The sequence below is a fragment of the Methylocaldum sp. 14B genome, from assembly GCF_002005105.1.
GTDB lineage: Bacteria > Pseudomonadota > Gammaproteobacteria > Methylococcales > Methylococcaceae > Methylocaldum.
In genome coordinates, this window is the sequence record NZ_MSCV01000013.1 from 1 (window position 1) to 18,036 (window position 18,036).

Annotated in this window: 14 protein-coding genes and 1 pseudogene; 14 read left to right on the top strand and 1 reads right to left on the bottom strand. The window is 53.5% G+C overall.

The annotated features are described in order from the left end of the window. The 12 genes and pseudogenes from B2A78_RS26335 to B2A78_RS11265 all read left to right on the top strand — a co-directional run. Nucleotides 1-220, top strand: a pseudogene (locus B2A78_RS26335) (TIGR03016 family PEP-CTERM system-associated outer membrane protein); the annotation flags it as partial. A gap of 6 nt (nt 221-226) precedes the next feature. Next, the gene (locus tag B2A78_RS11215; RefSeq protein ID WP_077730083.1) at nt 227-1,276 is read left to right on the top strand and encodes an XrtA/PEP-CTERM system-associated ATPase; all 1,050 of its coding nucleotides are present in this window, start codon (nt 227-229) and stop codon (nt 1,274-1,276) included. 89 nt (nt 1,277-1,365) lie between these two features. Next, on the top strand, nt 1,366-2,235 hold the full coding sequence (locus B2A78_RS11220; RefSeq protein WP_240502490.1) for an XrtA system polysaccharide deacetylase: 870 nt from the start codon (nt 1,366-1,368) through the stop codon (nt 2,233-2,235). 18 nt (nt 2,236-2,253) lie between these two features. Further along, on the top strand, nt 2,254-3,276 hold the full coding sequence (locus B2A78_RS11225; protein WP_077730085.1) for a FemAB family XrtA/PEP-CTERM system-associated protein: 1,023 nt from the start codon (nt 2,254-2,256) through the stop codon (nt 3,274-3,276). Between the two features lie 17 nt (nt 3,277-3,293). Next, a complete protein-coding gene (locus tag B2A78_RS11230; protein WP_077730086.1) occupies nt 3,294-4,490 on the top strand; it encodes a TIGR03087 family PEP-CTERM/XrtA system glycosyltransferase in 1,197 nt (398 codons plus the stop codon). Beyond that, nucleotides 4,487-6,064, top strand: a complete 1,578-nt coding sequence (xrtA, locus tag B2A78_RS11235; RefSeq protein WP_205780755.1) for an exosortase A — start codon at nt 4,487-4,489, stop codon at nt 6,062-6,064. Before B2A78_RS11230 ends, xrtA begins: the two co-directional genes overlap by 4 nt. 4 nt (nt 6,065-6,068) lie before the next feature. Beyond that, nucleotides 6,069-7,211: a TIGR03088 family PEP-CTERM/XrtA system glycosyltransferase gene (locus B2A78_RS11240; RefSeq protein ID WP_240502491.1), complete on the top strand. Its 1,143-nt coding sequence runs from the start codon at nt 6,069-6,071 to the stop codon at nt 7,209-7,211. A 12-nt stretch (nt 7,212-7,223) separates the two neighbouring features. After that, nucleotides 7,224-9,116, top strand: a complete 1,893-nt coding sequence (locus tag B2A78_RS11245) for an XrtA/PEP-CTERM system amidotransferase (RefSeq protein ID WP_077730088.1) — start codon at nt 7,224-7,226, stop codon at nt 9,114-9,116. Nucleotides 9,117-9,137: 21 nt separating this feature from the next. Beyond that, nucleotides 9,138-10,349, top strand: a complete 1,212-nt coding sequence (locus B2A78_RS11250; protein WP_077730089.1) for a TIGR04063 family PEP-CTERM/XrtA system glycosyltransferase — start codon at nt 9,138-9,140, stop codon at nt 10,347-10,349. 2 nt (nt 10,350-10,351) lie between these two features. Continuing rightward, nucleotides 10,352-12,187: an asparagine synthase C-terminal domain-containing protein gene (locus tag B2A78_RS11255; protein ID WP_077730090.1), complete on the top strand. Its 1,836-nt coding sequence runs from the start codon at nt 10,352-10,354 to the stop codon at nt 12,185-12,187. A gap of 16 nt (nt 12,188-12,203) precedes the next feature. Beyond that, on the top strand, nt 12,204-13,160 hold the full coding sequence (locus B2A78_RS11260) for a polysaccharide deacetylase family protein (protein WP_086135605.1): 957 nt from the start codon (nt 12,204-12,206) through the stop codon (nt 13,158-13,160). Next, nucleotides 13,161-14,321 (top strand): glycosyltransferase family 4 protein, encoded by a 1,161-nt coding sequence (locus tag B2A78_RS11265; RefSeq protein WP_077730091.1) that lies wholly within the window; start codon nt 13,161-13,163, stop codon nt 14,319-14,321. A gap of 620 nt (nt 14,322-14,941) precedes the next feature. Here B2A78_RS11265 and B2A78_RS11270 read toward each other — a convergent pair. Continuing rightward, on the bottom strand, nt 14,942-15,655 hold the full coding sequence (locus B2A78_RS11270; protein ID WP_168175397.1) for a tetratricopeptide repeat protein: 714 nt from the start codon (nt 15,653-15,655) through the stop codon (nt 14,942-14,944). 745 nt (nt 15,656-16,400) lie between these two features. On the opposite strand from B2A78_RS11270, the gene B2A78_RS11275 reads away from it, so the two are divergent. Both B2A78_RS11275 and B2A78_RS11280 read left to right on the top strand, forming a co-directional pair. Further along, complete coding sequence (locus B2A78_RS11275) at nt 16,401-17,348, top strand: glycosyltransferase family 2 protein (protein WP_077730093.1); 948 nt, start codon at nt 16,401-16,403, stop codon at nt 17,346-17,348. Continuing rightward, nucleotides 17,348-18,001, top strand: coding sequence for a class I SAM-dependent methyltransferase (locus B2A78_RS11280; protein ID WP_077730094.1), 654 nt, complete (start codon nt 17,348-17,350; stop codon nt 17,999-18,001). The genes B2A78_RS11275 and B2A78_RS11280 overlap by 1 nt, the downstream gene beginning before the upstream one ends. Nucleotides 18,002-18,036 lie beyond the last annotated feature (35 nt).

Genomic DNA, 18,036 nt, shown 5'->3' on the forward strand with positions numbered 1-18,036 from the left:
ATCCCTTTTGTACTTTGTCTGGCAGGCGATCGATAATCAGAGCGAGACTTTAGGGCGTTCCGACAACAAGTTTATGACCGTGTCACTAGTATTGAACCGAAGGATCTGGGCCGATTTGATAGGCTCTTTGGAGTTGCGGCACATGCAGCAGGATTCGAATCGATCAGAAAATGAATTTGACGAGAATCGGGTAACGGCCAGTTTGCTTATGAGGTTCTGATTCTTCATGTACGATGCCTTTTACAATCTGAAAAAAAAACCTTTCCAGCTCAATCCGGACCCCGAGTTTTTCTACAACAGCGCGGTTCATAAACGGGCGTTGGCATATTTACGATATGGTTTAGCCCAGGGCGAAGGGTTTGTTGTCGTGACCGGAGAGCCCGGCACCGGGAAAACGATGCTGGTAAAGGAGTTGTTCGGCGCGCTCCGGAACGAAAATATTGTTGCAGGCCTGATGGTGACGTCCCAGGTCGGTGCCGAGGATACTCTACGGATCATTGCTGCCACGTTCGGCCTTTCTTACGATGGCGATGCGAAGGCGGTTCTCCTCAAGAATCTGGAAGAATTTTTCAAACTCAAGTCTCGCGAGGGAAAGCGAGTCCTACTGGTCGTCGATGAAGCACAGAATCTTCCGGCCCAGTCTTTGGAAGAACTGCGCATGCTGCTCAATTTCGAATCGGAAGGACGATCGATCTTTCAGGTTTTCCTGTTGGGACAGGATGAGCTGCGAGCCACATTGCAGGGAGGCAAAATGGAACAGGTACGGCAGCGAATAACGGCCATGTACCACTTGCGACCGTTAGAGCTCGAAGAAACCAAAGAATATATCCTTCATCGATTGACTACGGCGGATTGGGCACACGATCCGGAATTTACGAAAGAGGCATTTGAGGAAATCTATCGCCATACCCAGGGGGTTCCACGAATAATCAATACTTTGTGCGACCGGCTTTTATTGTATGGATACTTGGAGGAACTCCATATGCTGGATTTGGATGCGGTTCGCTTGGTGATAAACGAGATGGAGCAGGATGCCGTGCGAGTCCAGCGTCCATCCTGTCAAGGAGCGACCAATATCGAGGCGCCGTTGTACCCGATCGACTCGGGATACGTCCCGGCGGCTACCGGAAGCCTAGAGGAGAGGGTCGTTCAACTCGAACACCTGGTGTTCAGTTTGCGGAAAACCGTGCAAAAAGAACGGGCTTTGTTGCGAAAAGCCATTCTCTTGCAGCTCGATCTTGATGAAGTTTATCAGGAGCCGCTTGACGAAGTTTGAAGTGCGAAAAACTAGCTTGAAGCTTCTCGCTGCGAATTAACAAAAACAATTATAAATTGCGCGCCGTTACTGCGCGTTAGGGGGTATTTTTGGCTAATCCGTCGGCCGCTGGCAATCCCATCGTCAATGCGATGACAGTGGATGTCGAAGATTATTTCCATGTATCGGCATTCGAACCCTATATTGGAAGGGATAAGTGGGACGATTTACCCTGCCGGGTGGAAAGAAATACCGACCGGATACTTCAGATCTTTGCCGAAGCGGGAGTGCAAGCCACTTTTTTCACGTTGGGGTGGGTGGCCGAGCGCTACCCGGCACTCATAAAACGAATAGTAAAAGCCGGCCATGAGCTGGCTTGTCACGGCTATAGCCATGTACGAGTGACTCAACAAACTCCTGATGAGTTTCGTGACGATGTTTTGCGGACCAAGCGTTTGCTCGAAGATCTCGGCGGAGTCCCGGTTCTGGGATATCGTGCGGCCAGCTATTCGATCGGTTCCAAAAACCTCTGGGCGCTAGAGGTTCTGGAAGAATCCGGATTCAGTTACAGCTCCAGCATCTATCCTGTAAAGCATGATTTGTACGGCATGCCGGAAGCGCCGCGCTTCTCGTTCAGGCCGTGCAGACCGGACGGGTTGCTGGAAATACCCGTAACTACGGTCGAATTAAGCAATAAGAAATTACCGTGCGGCGGTGGCGGCTATTTCCGTTTGCTGCCCTATCGGGTTTCTCGCTGGGCCATCGAGCGAGTGAATCGGAAAGACCGGCAATCATGCGTGTTTTATTTTCACCCTTGGGAAATCGATCCGGATCAGCCGAGGCAGCGAGGCATCAATCTGAAAACACGGTTTCGCCACTACCTGAATCTTTCTCGGACCGAATCGCGCTTGCGCCGTCTTTTACACGACTTTCGCTGGAACACGATGGCTCATGTGTTTTTATCTCCATACCACAATTAACCCGGACCGAAATCTTGCATGGAAATTAAGCGATTAGACGGCAGCCGCAAGTCTGACTGGGATGCATTCGTAAATAATTGTACCGGGGCGAGTTTTTTTCATCTCGCCGGTTGGCAAGACGTCATCGAGCGCGCCTTTGGCCATGAAACCCACTATCTCTTTGCGGAAGAAGAGGGTCGCATCGTCGGGGTATTGCCGCTCGGCCATGTGAAAAGCTTTCTATTCGGTAACGCGCTGATATCGAACCCCTTTTGCGTGTATGGCGGCGCCGCGACCGAATCCGATGCAGCGCGTAAAGCGCTGGAGCAGGCAGCCTGCGATCTTGCACGGGAACTCGAGGTGGATTATCTGGAGCTTCGCAATCAAAAACCGCACGGTTCCGGGCGGCCGACCAAATCGCTCTATGTCACGTTCCGGAAAGCTCTGGATCCCGATCCCGAGAAGAATCTCGCGGCCGTTCCGCGTAAACAGCGCGCGATGATCCGAAAGGGCATTGCCGCCGGCTTAAGCAGCATCATCGATCCCGGTGTGGACCGGTTTTTCGGAGCCTACGCCGAGAGCGTCCGGAATCTCGGAACACCGGTATTTTCAAAACGCTATTTCGCAATCTTGAAGGACGTATTCGGCGATTCTTGCGAAATCCTCAGCATCGAGCATCAAGGGCGCGTTATCGCCAGCGTGATGAGTTTCTATTTTCGCGACGAGGTGCTCCCGTATTATGGCGGCGGAACCGAAGAAGCCAGGGATCTCAAGGGTAACGATTTCATGTACTGGGAGGTCATGCGGCGGGCGACGGAAAAAGACGTGCGGGTATTCGACTACGGTAGAAGCAAAGAAGGTACCGGCTCGTACCGATTCAAGACGCACTGGGGCTTCGAGCCCGAACCATTGGCTTACGAGTACGAGTTGGTGAAAGCGAAGGCGGTACCCGAGATAAATCCGCTCAATCCGAAATATCGATATTTCATCGCTGCATGGCAGCGTCTGCCTTTGCCGGTCAGCAATCTGGTGGGCCCCTGGATCTCCCGCAACCTCGGCTGAACGTTACGGCACCGCCTATGAAGGAGATTTTGCTCCTCGCCCACAGGATTCCCTACCCGCCGAATAAAGGGGACAAGATACGATCCTTTCACTTGCTCAAATATTTATCGGAGTCGTACCGCGTTCATCTCGGCGCGTTCGTGGACGATCCGAACGACTGGCGTTATGCATCCGATGTAAGAAATTTTTGCGGGGAAGCGTGTCTGCTTCCGCTGCACCCAGGACGCGCCAAACTCAAGAGCCTCAAGGGATTAGCGGTCGGACTCCCTTTAACCGTGCCTTATTATTCCGACGCTCGCATGAGCGCTTGGGTAGCCGGTATTTTGAAGCAGCGCTCCATTCATGCCGTCTTGGTGTTTTCGTCGGCGATGGCCCAATATGTGGTAGAGCATGCGTCGGTGCCGCGGATCATCGATTTCGTCGATGTCGATTCCGACAAATGGCGGCAATATGCAACCCAAAAAACCTGGCCGATGAATTGGGTTTACCGGCGGGAGGCGGCGTATTTGGCGCGCTATGACCGCAAGATCGCGAATTCGTTTAGCTGTTCTCTCTTCGTGTCGGAAAACGAGGCGAGCTTGTTCAAAGGCCTTGCTCCAGAAGTGAAAGAGCGGATTATGAGTATCGAGAACGGTGTCGACACGGCTTATTTTTCGGATAAAGCAGATTACGCCAATCCTTACGCGCCCGGCGAGCATGTCATGGTATTCACCGGAGCTATGGATTATTGGGCCAACATCGACGCGGTCACTTGGTTTGCGCGCGATATATTTCCGGAAATTCGCCGCCAGATGGATACGGCGCGCTTTTACATCGTTGGTGCGCGCCCGACCGAGGCGGTCCGGAACCTCGCTCGCATCGAGGGTGTTGCAGTAACCGGTGCGGTTGAGGATGTGCGGCCTTTCCTGAAGCATGCCCGTTGTGCGGTTACGCCCTTGAGAATCGCACGAGGAATTCAGAACAAAGTGCTGGAGGCCATGGCGATGGGGAAATCCATCGTCTCCACTGGGGCGGCGATCGAAGGCATCGAAATCCAAAAACCTCTGGATCTTCTCGTTGCGGAGACTCCCTGGGAGTGGGCGGACACCGTCTCGAAGGCGCTTTGCGCCGACTCGCTGCCGTTTAAGTCCGAGAGAAACCGGGAGTTCGTTGTGCAGCGATACGGCTGGGCGAACAGTCTTCGCCGTCTGGGGGCGGTGCTGGAAGCAATATGAAAATGAGTGTTGAAGCTTTGGCCGGCCCGCAACAAATCAATACGCCGGATTCGGCCGCCGAATGGCCCGCGGCATTATGGTTGACGAGCGTCGCCGTTCTGGCCTTGCTGGGAATTTATCATTCCACGTTCGCATCGATGGTCGCCATCTGGTGGCGTTCGGAGACTTTCGCGCATGGTTTCATCATCTTTCCGGTAAGCATCTGGCTTATCTGGCGGGAGCGGTGCGAACTAGCCCGGATAATCCCGTACCCGGACTATCGGGCCTTGCCGCTTTTGATTTCTCTTGGATTCGCATGGCTTGCGGCGCGGCTCGTCGACGTCCTCGTGATTGAGCAATTGATGTTGATCGGCATGATTCCAGTGTTGATCTGGCTGCTTCTGGGCTGGACCGTGCTGACCAAATTGGCGTTTCCCCTTGGGTTCCTGCTATTCGCCGTACCGACCGGCGAGGCGCTTGTTCCGATTTTGATGGAGTTTACCGCCGACTTCACGGTTAAGATGCTCCAGATCACCCGTATTCCGGTTTACCGGGAAGGGACTTTTTTCAGCATACCCAGCGGCGATTGGTCGGTCGTCGAAGCCTGCAGCGGCATACGCTACCTGATCGCCTCGATTACGCTCGGTTTCCTTTATGCCTATTTGAGCTACCGCTCAATGGTTCGCAGAATGGCATTCATCGTGCTGGCCCTATGTTTTCCGATAATTGCCAATGGATTGCGAGCTTACATGATCGTGATGATAGGCCATCTGAGCGGAATGAAGCTCGCGGTAGGCGTAGACCATGTGATCTATGGGTGGATATTTTTCGGTATCGTCATGCTATTGATGTTTTGGATCGGCTCGTTTTGGACCGAACCTCCGCAGAGGAGCGCCGAGTTGCCGTCTTTTACGACAAAAATTCCGGAGCGTCGTGCTAATGCCGTTCGCCTTGCAGCAACTGCCGGCATAGCTTTGGTCATTTCGGTATTCTGGCCGGCTCGAGCAGCCTACATCGATTCGCTGGCTGATCACATAGCTGCATCCGTGAAGGTCGAGCTGCCACAGGCAGCCGGTTTTTGGCAAACTGCCGAGGCCTTCACGGAATGGGAGCCTTCCTACGTAGGGCCGAATGCCAAAGCCAAGGCGTTTTATCGCAGTGGCGCCGACACAGTCGGCCTATACGTGATGTATTACCGCCATCAAAAACAAGGCGGCGAACTTATCAATTCGCAAAACGTTCTCGTTTCCCCCGAAGACCGGCAGGTCTGGAAGATGCCCGAAGAAAAGCCGATGAAAGCCCGGCTGAACGGTGCTCCCGGCACAGTCCTGCAAGGACGGCTTCATTCACCCACGCAGCGATTGCTGACCTGGCGCTGGAACCGGATATCGGGACGGTATACGACAAACGACTATATCGGGAAATTGCTCGAAGCCAAGGACAAGCTTTTGGGCGCTGTGAAGGACGGTGCGGCTGTGATCCTCGTTACACCGTATGAAGATGATGTCCGGACGGCTTCCGAGGTGTTGCAGCGTTTCGTCGATGAGATGTTGCCGTCGGTCGATCGTAATCTGAACGATGCGGCCCAATCGTAACCCGATGAAGTCGCCGCTGGTCGCGCATATCATCTACCGCTTGGGTGTCGGCGGCTTGGAAAACGGCCTGGTGAATCTGATAAACCGGACACCGCCGGACCGTTACCGACACGCTGTTATCTGTCTTAAGGATGCGACCGACTTCAGGCAGCGTGTTGCCGGAGACGTTCCAGTTTATGAGCTAAACCGGAGCGAGGGCCAGGATTTTAAGGTTTACGCGCGGGTTTACCGGTTGCTGTGCCAGCTCAGACCGGCCATCGTGCATACCCGCAACCTCGCGGCATTGGAGTGTCAAATGCCCGCCTGGTTCGCGGGCACTCCGGTGCGGGTACACGGCGAACACGGGTGGGATGTGTTCGATCCGGACGGAACGAACCGCAAGTATCAGTGGCTGCGACGATTCTTGAAGCCGCTTGTGCATCGTTACGTCCCATTATCGTGCCATCTGGAATCTTATCTCCGGGAAAAGATCAGGGTTCCCGAAAAGAAGATGGCCCGTATCTGCAACGGTGTCGACACATCGGTATTTCATCCGGCGCCGGACGGCAAGCCTTCGATAGCGGATTGCCCATTTCAAAGCCGAGAGGGGCAAATACTGATCGGCACGGTGGGTCGCATGCACGGTGTCAAGGATCAGCTCACTCTGGTAAAAGCCTTCATAGGTTTGCTCGAATGGCGGCCCGAACTTCGTGCGAAACTGCGCTTGCTCCTCGTGGGGGATGGACCTTTGCGCGAACAAGCACGGCAAATGCTGGAATCGGCAGCCTTGGAGCGTTTGGCCTGGCTGCCCGGTGAGCGTTCCGACATCGCCGACATCCTGCGCGGCTTGGATATCTTCGTACTCCCCTCCCGGGCAGAGGGCATATCGAACACGATCCTAGAGGCGATGGCTTCCGGCTTGCCGGTCATCGCTACCGAGGTCGGCGGTAACCCGGAACTGGTCGTGAACGGCGTTACCGGAATGTTGGTGCCCAAGGAAGATCCCGGCGCGATGACAACCGCGTTAGAAACCTATCTGAACGATCCGGGGATGATCACAGCTCACGGAACTGCGGGGCAAAAGCGCGTGGTCGAATCGTTCAGTTTGGACGGAATGGTCAGCCGTTATCTCGCCCTTTATGACGAATTATTGAATACAAGGCATTGAGGAACTAACAGTATGTGTGGAATCGTTGGCATCTTCGACAGGTTCGGGCGGGAAGAGATCGACCGCGAACTGCTCGGACGCATGAACGAAAGCCAATACCATAGAGGTCCCGACGAAGGTGGCCTGCATACTGAGCCGGGACTCGGATTCGGTCACAGGCGACTTTCCATCATCGATCTTTCGAACGGGCAACAGCCGCTTTTCAATAAAGACAAAAGCGTTGTCGCCACTTATAACGGCGAAATCTATAACTTTCAGGATATACGCGCCGAGTTGGAGACCCTCGGTTACCAATTCGAGACTCACTGCGATACGGAAGTCATCGTCTACGCCTGGGAGGCTTGGGGCGAGTCCTGCGTGGACCGGTTTCGCGGCATGTTCGCGTTCGCCATTTGGGACCGTCCGCGCGAGACGCTGTTCCTGGCTCGGGACCGGTTAGGCGTAAAACCGCTTTATTATGCCGATCTCCCCAACGGCAAATTTGTCTTCGGCTCGGAATTGAAAGCTTTGCTGTTCCATCCGGACGTGCCGCGGAAAATCGACCCCACCGCGGTAGAAGATTATTTCGCCTATGGCTATGTGCCCGACCCGAAAAGCATCTTTAGCGGCGTCCAGAAACTGGCTCCGGGCTTTCGTCTGACCCTCAAGCGCGGCGAGCCGAAGTGCCGGCCGGAATGCTACTGGGATGTACCGTTCGTGCCGGACGGCAGCATGACCGAAGGACATGCGCGGGAAGAGCTTATCAACCGTTTGCAAGAAGCTGTCCGTATACGGCTGGTGGCCGACGTTCCTCTGGGAGCTTTTTTGTCCGGAGGGGTCGATTCGAGTGCCGTCGTGGCCATGATGGCGGGCTTATCCGCCGATCCGGTCAATACCTGCTCGATCTCTTTCGGCGATCCCGCGTTCAACGAGGCGCGGTATGCGGAGATGGTGGCGGAACGTTATCGCACACGTCATCGTGTGAAACAGGTCGATCCGGACGATTTCTCGTTGATCGACCGGCTTGCAGGGTTGTACGACGAGCCCTATGCCGACAGCTCGGCGCTGCCGACCTATCGCGTGTGCGAATTGGCGCGCCAGGAGGTTACGGTGGCGCTGTCGGGAGATGGGGGCGACGAAAATTTGGCCGGTTATCGCCGCTATCGCTGGCACACGTATGAGGAGAGAATTCGTTCGTTTTTGCCGCTAGGCGTTCGCCGTCCGCTGTTCGGGCTGCTCGGCCGGGTTTATCCCAAAGCCGATTGGGCGCCGAAAGTTTTTCGGGCCAAAACCACCTTCGAGTCCTTAGCCCGCGACTCGGTCGAAGGCTACTTCCATACGGTTTCGGTTCTGCCGGACAGCTTGCGTCAGGGGAAGATCTTCAGCGCCGGGTTCAAGCGCAGTCTTCAAGGCTATCAGGCTGTCGAAGTGCTCCGCCATCACGCCGAGTCGGCTCCGACTCGGCACCCGTTGTCGCTGGTGCAGTACTTGGACATGAAAACCTACCTGCCCGGGGACATCCTCACGAAAGTCGACCGAGCGAGCATGGCGCACGCCTTGGAAGTTCGCGTGCCGCTGCTGGACCACAAGCTCGTCGAATGGATTTCGGGACTCCCACCCGATCTCAAGCTTAGAGGCAGGGAGGGAAAATATGTATTCAAGAAGTCGATGGAACCGCACTTGCCGGACGACATTCTTTACCGCCCAAAAATGGGATTCGCCGTGCCATTGGCTGCTTGGTTCAGAGGGCCGCTCAGACAAAGGATCCGCGATGCCGTACTGGGATCGGCCATGGCGGAATCGGGCGTGTTCGAGATGGATTTTCTCAAGACTATGCTCGACCAGCACCAGTCGGGTTTGCGCGATTACAGCGCAGGCTTATGGTCGCTGTTGATGTACGAATCCTTCCTACGCCGATACGCCTGACCAAGTTAATAAAAGGCAGCCATGCGTATTCTTCATATACTTGATCATTCGATCCCATTACATAGCGGCTACACGTTCAGAACGCGCGCTATCTTGGAGCACCAGCGCGCTCTGGGCTTCGAAACCTTTCACATCACCTCGGCGAAGCAAAAGGGACCCGACGTGCTGGTTGAGGAAGTGGACGGTTTTCGTTTTTACCGAACGGCCCAACCAAAAAGTTTTTTTTCCACCCTGCCTGTGCTGAACCAATTTTCAATCATCAACAGTCTGGCGGAACGAGTCGGCGAAGCCGTGGAAGAAGTCAAACCCGATATCATCCACGCCCATTCGCCCGTATTGAACGGATTGGCAGCTTTGCGCGTGGCGCAATGGTTTTCCCTTCCCGTCGTGTACGAATGTCGAGCCTTCTGGGAAGATGCCGCAGTCGACCACAGGACATGCCGAGAGGGAGGTTTGCGCTACCGCATAACCCGGTCGCTCGAGACTTACGTCTTCAGAAGGGCCAATGCAGTAACGACGATCTGCGAAGGACTCAAGAGAGACATCGTCGAGCGAGGCATTCCCGAGCAAAACGTTACGGTCATACCCAATGCCGTCGATATTAACCGCTTTTCCCTGAGCGGTCCGGCAGACGCAGAGTTGAAGAAGCAGCTAGGGTTAGAGGAAAACCTCGTTCTCGGGTTTATCGGGTCGTTCTACGCGTACGAGGGCCTGATGTTGCTGCTGGAGGCTCTGCTTAGAATTCTCGAAGTCAATCCCGAGGTTCGGCTTCTCTTGGTGGGCGGCGGTCCTCAGGAGAATCTGCTCAAGCAGCGCGCGCAAGAGCTCGGGTTATCCCAGAAAGTGATCTTTTCCGGTCGCGTTCCCCATGATCAGGTTCAGAAGTATTACGACCAGGTGGATCTGTTCGTATATCCCCGCATGTCCATGCGCTTGACCGAGTTGGTTACGCCATTGAAGCCGCTGGAAGCCCTGGCTCACGGAAAATTGGTCATCGCGTCCGATGTCGGCGGTCATCGGGAATTGATTCGACACGGAGAGACCGGATGGTTATTCAAGGCGGGCGATCCGGGCGCCTTGGCCGACATGGTGGTAAGCGCGCTGAATCGCCGGGACGAGTGGTCACGGTTTAGAGTCGCCGGACGGGAATACGTGGAGCGAGAACGCACTTGGGCGCACAGCGTTTCGCGCTATAAGCCGATTTATGAAAGCCTGCTGAACCGGAGTAACTGATCATGCAGGACATGCTGGGTTGGTATCAGGTACCCGCAGATCAGGAAACTACTGCGGATTTTCTCAAGAGCTTCCGGGACCGTAGCGGTCGACCCGATTCGGTCCGTGCCGTGATCGGCGAAAGGGCGGGCTGCGTGGGACCTAAAGCGTCGCTCTATCAATCGAGTGACGGCTCGATCACGACGGTCGTCAGCGGTCGGCCTTACTGGACCAATCGGCGCTATGCGCAAATGGCGACGGATAACGGCATGGCCCAGTCGGTTGCGGAAGCGTATCGTGCCGACCCTGAAGGGTTTCTCGGAGACCTGCGAGGGAGTTTCGTGCTCGCCGTCATCGACGTTAACGCGCAGAGCGTAATGCTGGCGCTTGACCGCATCGGACAGCGCCACCTTTTTTATGCCGTTACGCCGGCAGGGCTGGTGTTCGGGACTCGCGCGGATGATCTGGTCCGTCATCCCGGCGTGAATACTGAGCTCTCTCTGCAAGCGCTGTTCGATTACGTCTATTTCCATCACTGTCCGAGTCCCGGCTCCATTTATGCGAAAGTCTACAAACTCGAGGGAGGCGAGTGCCTCGTTTGGCGCGACGGTTCGGTGAGCCGCCGCTATTATTGGCTGCCCGAATTCAGGGAGGACAGCGATGCCGCTGTCGAGCGCGAAGGAACAAAACTTTTGGAACTTCTTACCGAGGCGGTGCGGCGGGAAACGCACGGCGCGTCCAAGATCGGCGCTTTCCTGAGCGGCGGACTCGACAGTTCTACGGTCTCCGGGCTATTGGCTCGAGAGAGCGAAGGTGAGGCCGATACGTTTTCCATCGGTTTTCCCGTCGAAGGCTATGACGAAATCGCCTATGCGCGCACCGCCGCCAAACATTTCAATACCCGTCAGCACGAATACTATTTGACGCCGGCTGATGCGGTGACCGCCATCCCCTTGGTGGCTGCGGCATGCGACGAGCCTTTCGGCAACTCATCGGCCTTGCCGGCCTACTTTTGCGCAAAGCTGGCGCGCGAGCATGGCGTGGATCGCTTATTGGGTGGCGATGGCGGTGATGAGCTTTTCGCCGGTAACGAGCGTTATGCCAAGCAACTGCTGTTCGAATATTTCTGGAAAGTGCCTTCTCCGTTGAGGAAGACGTTCGAGTTCGCTTTGAATCGAATCCCGCCGGCTTTGCAGAAAGGTATCGTCCGAAAAGCCGGGCGTTACGTCGAGCAAGCCGGGACACCGCTGCCGGATCGGCTACAGGATTACAATTTCCTGCACCGCCACGATGTGAATGAGATATTCCATCCGGATCTCCTGGCATCGATCGATGTCGGCGCGCCTCTGTCGATCCAGCAAGCATGTTACCGCAGGCCAAAAGAAGCCTCTCCGCTTAACCGGATGCTTTATCTGGATTGGAAAATCACGCTGCATGACAATGACTTGGTCAAGGTCAACCGGATGTGCGAGCTGGCAGGGGTCGAGGTGGCCTATCCCATGCTGGACGATGCCGTGATCGAGCTGTCTTGCAGGATTCCGTCTAAAACCAAGCTGAAGGCCAATAACCTGAGATGGTTCTACAAACGGGCAATGCACGGATTTCTGCCGGCCGAGATCATCAACAAATCGAAACACGGTTTCGGTCTGCCTTTCGGCATCTGGCTGCAGAATCATGAGGAGCTCAAAGCGCTTGCCTACGGCAGCATTCAGCAACTCAAAGGGCGCGGCTATTTCCGGGCGGAATTCCTGGATCACGCTATCGCCATGCACCAGTCGGTTCACGCCGCCTACTACGGCGAACTGATTTGGGTGCTGATGATGCTGGAACAGTGGTTCCAAACCCATGCCATCCGTTAATCCTGCAATGGAAAACATGACGCTCGGCCTGCTCAAGGCGGCCGGCGGCTTTATGTGCGGTTTCGGGCGAAAGCGCAAGCTCTCCATCCTGATTTACCACCGCGTGTTGAGCGAACCCGATTTCATGCGCCGGGACGAAATCGATGCACACACCTTCGGTTGGCAAATGGAGCTTCTCGCGCGTAGCTTCAACGTGTTGCCGTTGACGGAGGCATTGGACCGCCTGCGCCTTGGCGATCTGCCGCCTAGAGCCGTGTGCATCACGTTCGACGACGGCTATGCGGATAACGCAACGCTGGCGCTCTCCATTCTTCAGCGCTGGAATCTGCCGGCTACCTTTTTTATCGCGACCGGATTTCTCGACGGCGGACGCATGTGGAATGACACCGTGCTCGAATCGGTCCGCGTACTGGATGATGAACGCCTGGATCTTTCTTCGATAGGGCAGGGTGTCCACCCGATTGCGACGCCCGAGGACAAAGCCCGAACCGGCCACGCGCTGCTAAACCGGCTGAAGCACCTGCCCACCCGTCAAAGGGCGGAATACGTCGACCACATTGCTTCTCTGGCGGGCAATTTGCCGGACAACTTGATGATGTCCTCTTCGCAAGTCAAGGCGATGCACGCTCACGGCATGGAAATCGGCGGGCACACGGTCAATCATCCGATTCTGGCCAATTTGTCCGAAGAAGAAGCTCGAAGCGAAATCGGAGAAGGAAAGGCCGCGCTCGAAGCCATTATCCAGGAGAAGATTCGCTTCTTTGCCTATCCGAACGGCAAGCCCGTCAAGGACTACAAGCGGGATCAGATCGCAATCGTTCGGGACTTGGGATTTCAGGCGGCGGCCTCCACCACTCGGGGAGTTGCGGATAGCAGAAGCGATATCTGGCAGTTGCCGAGGTTTACGCCCTGGGATCGTTCGCCGGCGAAGTTCATGGCCAGACTGATCGCCAATTTTTCGCGAGCCGCTTGAATGCTATTGTCGAAAAAAGCGGCAGGTTCGAACTCGAATCATCCTGCTCCAGAGGAAAATACCCTGCGCGTCGGCCTAGTGGGTCCCTTGCCGCCTCCCTCGGGCGGCATGGCGAATCAGACCCGCCAGCTCATGGAATTGCTCGTTTCGCGCGGTATCGCCGTTACCCTCGTGCGGGTGAATGAACCCTATCGCCCCGCCTGGGTGGGAAAGCTTAAGGGCATTCGAGCCGTCCCGCGTTTAATGGCTTATATAGCCCGACTCCGGCGTGTAGCGAGACAGGTTGACGTGTTGCACGTCATGGCGAATTCCGGATGGTCATGGCATTTGTTCGCCGCTCCCGCGTTGTGGATCGCGTGGCTGAACAAGGTTCCCGTCGTCCTCAACTATCGAGGGGGAGAGGCCGAGCGTTTCTTCGTTCGTTCGATGCGTTGGATCAGGCCCAGCCTCGAAAAAGCGAGCCTAATTGCGGTGCCGTCCGGGTTCTTGCAGGCAGTATTCGGACGCTTTGGCTTCGATACGACCGTCGTGCCCAATATCGTCGATTTGAAGCGTTTTAGGCCGAAACCCGAATTGTCTCCTCTCCACACGCAAAGGCCGCACATCGTCATTGCGCGGAATTTGGAACCGATCTATGGACTCACGACCGCGCTCCGCGCGTTCGCTTTGTTGCTGCGAGAAAAGCCAGGGGCGCGCCTTTCCATTGCAGGTTCAGGTCCGCAACGACAGGAATTGGAAGATTTAGCGTTAGCGCTAGGGATCGGCCAAAACGTGACCTTCACCGGACGCTTGAGTCCGGATGAAATGGCCGAACTTTACCGGCAGGCAGACGTGATGCTGAATCCGACCACCGTCGATAACATGCCCAATTCCATTCTCGAGGGGATGGCGTCGGGTTTGCCGATCGTCAGCACCCATGTTGGGGGCGTGCCTTACATGGTTGAGCATGAGAAGACGGCATTGTTGGTTCCCCCCGAGGATCCGGATGCCATGTCTGAACAGTTAGTCCGGGTAACCTCGGATATGGCGCTTTACAAAAGCCTCGCGGAAAACGGCTTGGCAGAAGTGACCCGATACGGAATAGACGCGATCGTACCGGAATGGGTGCGTATCTATTGTGCCTTGGCTGGTTATGATTCTGCCCTATCTGAAAGCTGGTAAATCATTGGCTTGGTTCTAAGCTACGGCTGAATGTATGCCTACTGACTTTTTTTGCCAGCCTGTAAGGCTCTATCGCGAGTAATTCCAAATCGCTTTCAATCCGGCATTCATTTTGTAGGATGGGTAGAGCGAAGCGAAACCCATCGATGGTGGGTTAGGCGCACATCAGCACTGATCGACCGCCGATCACTGTGCTTCGCGTGCGCCGTAACCCACCAAGCGACCTTCAATCGGTGGCTTACGCGGAGCCTGTCCTGAGCCCTTCGACGATGCTCAGGACAGGCTTGTCGAAGGGCCTGTCCCGAGCGGAGACTAGAGCATTGTCCGACTCGGTGTCAGGAAGCCCGATATGTAGGTCGGCAATCCCTTGCCGACTTATCGGCTCGGCAAAGGACTTTGTGGGAAGGGTCGCGACTAAAGCGATTTGCGATTGGGAAGGGATTGCCGACCTACATTCTTCCCGCCCGACACGAAGCCGTACACCGGGATGAAAAACACTCTAGGGGCTAACCTATCCTACGATTCATGTTCACTCGAATACCGAATGGAGTAAGACCGCGAAACCGGCGGGTTACGGCACGCGGGGAATCGCGCGGCCCTGAATTATCCGAGACGAATCCTCATTTCGGCCGCTCCCCATTTTTTTGTTGCGTTGAAGTCGAGCCTACTGCCTTGGACCGCTTCAACAGCAATTTCGAATTCGGAATATAGCGTAATCCCAACTGTATTACTTCCTTGGCCGCATCCTGTTGTCCGGCTTTTTCGTATAAATCAGCGAGCACGATATAGGCCCTTTCATATTTCGGTTTTAGCTGGAGGGCCTTCCGTAGGTCCTTGAACGCATCGCCCGGCTTTTGCATCATGGCAAACGTTTTTCCACGGGTGGTCAACATCTCGGGGAGCAGGGGGAACGTGTTCGGGACCCTCGTGATGGTGTAGGTGAAATCATTGGTAGCCGCTGTGAGATAGCCCTCACGATCCTTGGCACGGAAGTCCCGATAGTAGCGGTTAATGTAATTCAGGCCCCAGCAGTAGTGATGGACATGGCCATAACCTTCTCCGACGATACTCTGCCAGTGGCGGTGCTCGTTTCGTCTTTGTTGTTCCGATTTGGGGATCACATGTTGCGAGTCCGTGTGCATCTGAGCCTGACAGTAGGGCGGAAGCATGCCGATTTCCTGCTGCGTAGGACTGCCGCTGTTCCACGCCGAGCCCTCACCGGAATAAAGAAATGCGGCCAGAAGGGAAAGCTTGATCCACCAGGAAGATTGCCTCATGCCGATAACCTTTTTTGGAAAATGTTCATTAATGGGAAACCAGGAATTCTTATCCATCGACGCCGATCCGCCGGCACGAGGTATCAGTACAGTGACCCCGTCCATGAAATCATGATCGGGCAGAACGCCGATGTTCCGGAACCGAATCGGAAAGTTCGCGAGAGGATTTTTTACGTCTTCCCCAATGCACCTTGCAAGTTTTCGTCATTTTATATTATTACGCTTCGTGCCAAACCTGCGGCGTGAGCGAAATAGCCTTGGACGGAAATAGAAAAGCGGGATAGGGCACCACCCGGGCAGGCAAGACGCGGCTCCCAAACGATAAGCATCGGACCCATAGAGGGTCGTGGTGCAAAGTCCCTTGGCGACTCCGGCGCTCCCAGAGACGCGATCTGCGATGGGAAGGGTCACGATTGATGCAGTTCCGCTCGTTCACCGCATCCTACGGTTATATAGCCTTTTTGAAGATTTCCATTATTGCACTTCCCTGTTTTTATTTATTTAAAGCGCACTGTGTTCCGAATAATCTGAGGACATTGAGCTTTGGTTTCGAAAAAAAAGTGCATTTGTTTCGTTCATCACCTTGCTTTCACCCTTGGTATATTCGCTACATGCAAATTTTTACCGTCTTGAACCTCGTACAGACAGAGTTGCATTTATTAGTTGCATTCAGTGCATTGCCAGATTGGATCATATCATTGATTCTCTTTAATTATCCAATCGTTCAGAATGCCCTATTTAAAAAAACATGGTCAGATATAGTTCGGATTCTTAATATACCTATCAATATCAGGAGAAAAATTTGAGCAATATTTATGTTGTAATAGTAACTTTCAACGGTCAACAATGGATACGCCGTGCATTATCGTCATTGCGAAACAGTACGGAACAGAGCCAAGTTATCGTGGTGGACAATGCCTCAACGGATTCGACCGTTCATGTCGTCCAAGAAGAATATCCAGAAGTTGAGGTATTGAGTCTTCCAGAAAATAAAGGCTTTGGAGTCGGGAACAACATCGGAATTTCTCGTGCGCTTTCTAAGAATGCCGAATACATATTTTTGCTAAACCAGGACGCTTACGTAGCGCCAGATGCGATACGCAAGTTGGCAAATTTTCTTTCAAATAATGTCGAGTTTGGCCTGGCAACGCCTTTACATTGCAGTCCGGATTTGAAGAGAGTAGATATTAAGACTCAACGAAATTATCTTAATCGCTTTGCCGTGGAATATCTTTCCGATGCATGTATCGGAATCAAAAAAGACTATTATAAGATTAAGGGTATTAATGCTGCGGCATGGATGGTCAGAGCTTCCGCGTTTATGAAGGTAGGCGGATTTGATCCGTTGTTTTTTATGTATGGGGAAGACGATGATTTAATTAACCGATTTTCATTTCATAACTGTAGTTTTGCACTGATTCCGGATGCACGGATCGTGCATCTAAGAGAGTCGCCGCCTTCAACCTCTTCTTCGTATTGGGAATCAGTTGAGAAGATGTCTGAGCGTGAGCGCTCGAGTATCCTTGTCGATTTAAAAGCTCCACTGGTGAGCTTTTCTTATATGTTGTCTTTACTTTTATCTAAAGGTATTGTCAGACCGTTAGCAGACTACATTGTTAATCATGATGGTAAATTATTAATTGCTTATTTATTGGCGACAGTTAGGCTTCTTCAAGAGCTTCCAACGATCAAAAAGCATGGTAAACAATGTGAAAGCAAAGGTCCTCATTTTTTGGGGGTAGAACAATAATGGATGGTTTCAATAAATCATATACGGGACTCAGGCTGGATTTGCTCAGGCATGTGAAGGGTAATAATCTTTCAATACTCGATATAGGCTGTGCTACCGGAGCGAATGCTGAATTTTTAAGGAATCAAAAAGTGGGAAGTTACTTCGAGGGTATTGAAATAGATTCGGAAATGGCAGCCTTGGCTAAGCAGAACATGGATAAAGTGATCGTCGGCGATATTGAAGAGGTTTCCGTTTTTGATCAGATATCGGAAAGGAGCTTTGATGTCATATTGATTGGAGATGTCTTGGAGCACTTAAGGAATCCTTGGCGTATTCTCGGCGAATTGGCAACGAAGCTTAAATCTCAAGGAATAGTTATCTTTTCAGTACCAAATATTAGGCATATAGATGTTTTTATACATGTCTTTTTAAAAGGTTATTGGCCTTACAATGAAAGAGGTATATTTGATAAGACCCATATTCGTATGTTTACAAAGCATAATATTTTGGAGTTGATTGATTTCGCTAATCTTTCTTTAATTGATATCGATAGGAACTATCGTTATCGTGACGCGATAGGTAGTAAATTTCCGTTTTATGGTGGCGTGTTAAAAGCATTGTTTCCCGATCTTTATACTTTTCAATTTGTCGTTGTATGTGAAAAGCGATAGAAAGTATGGGCGAATTTGGACAGCGAAAGTGCCCA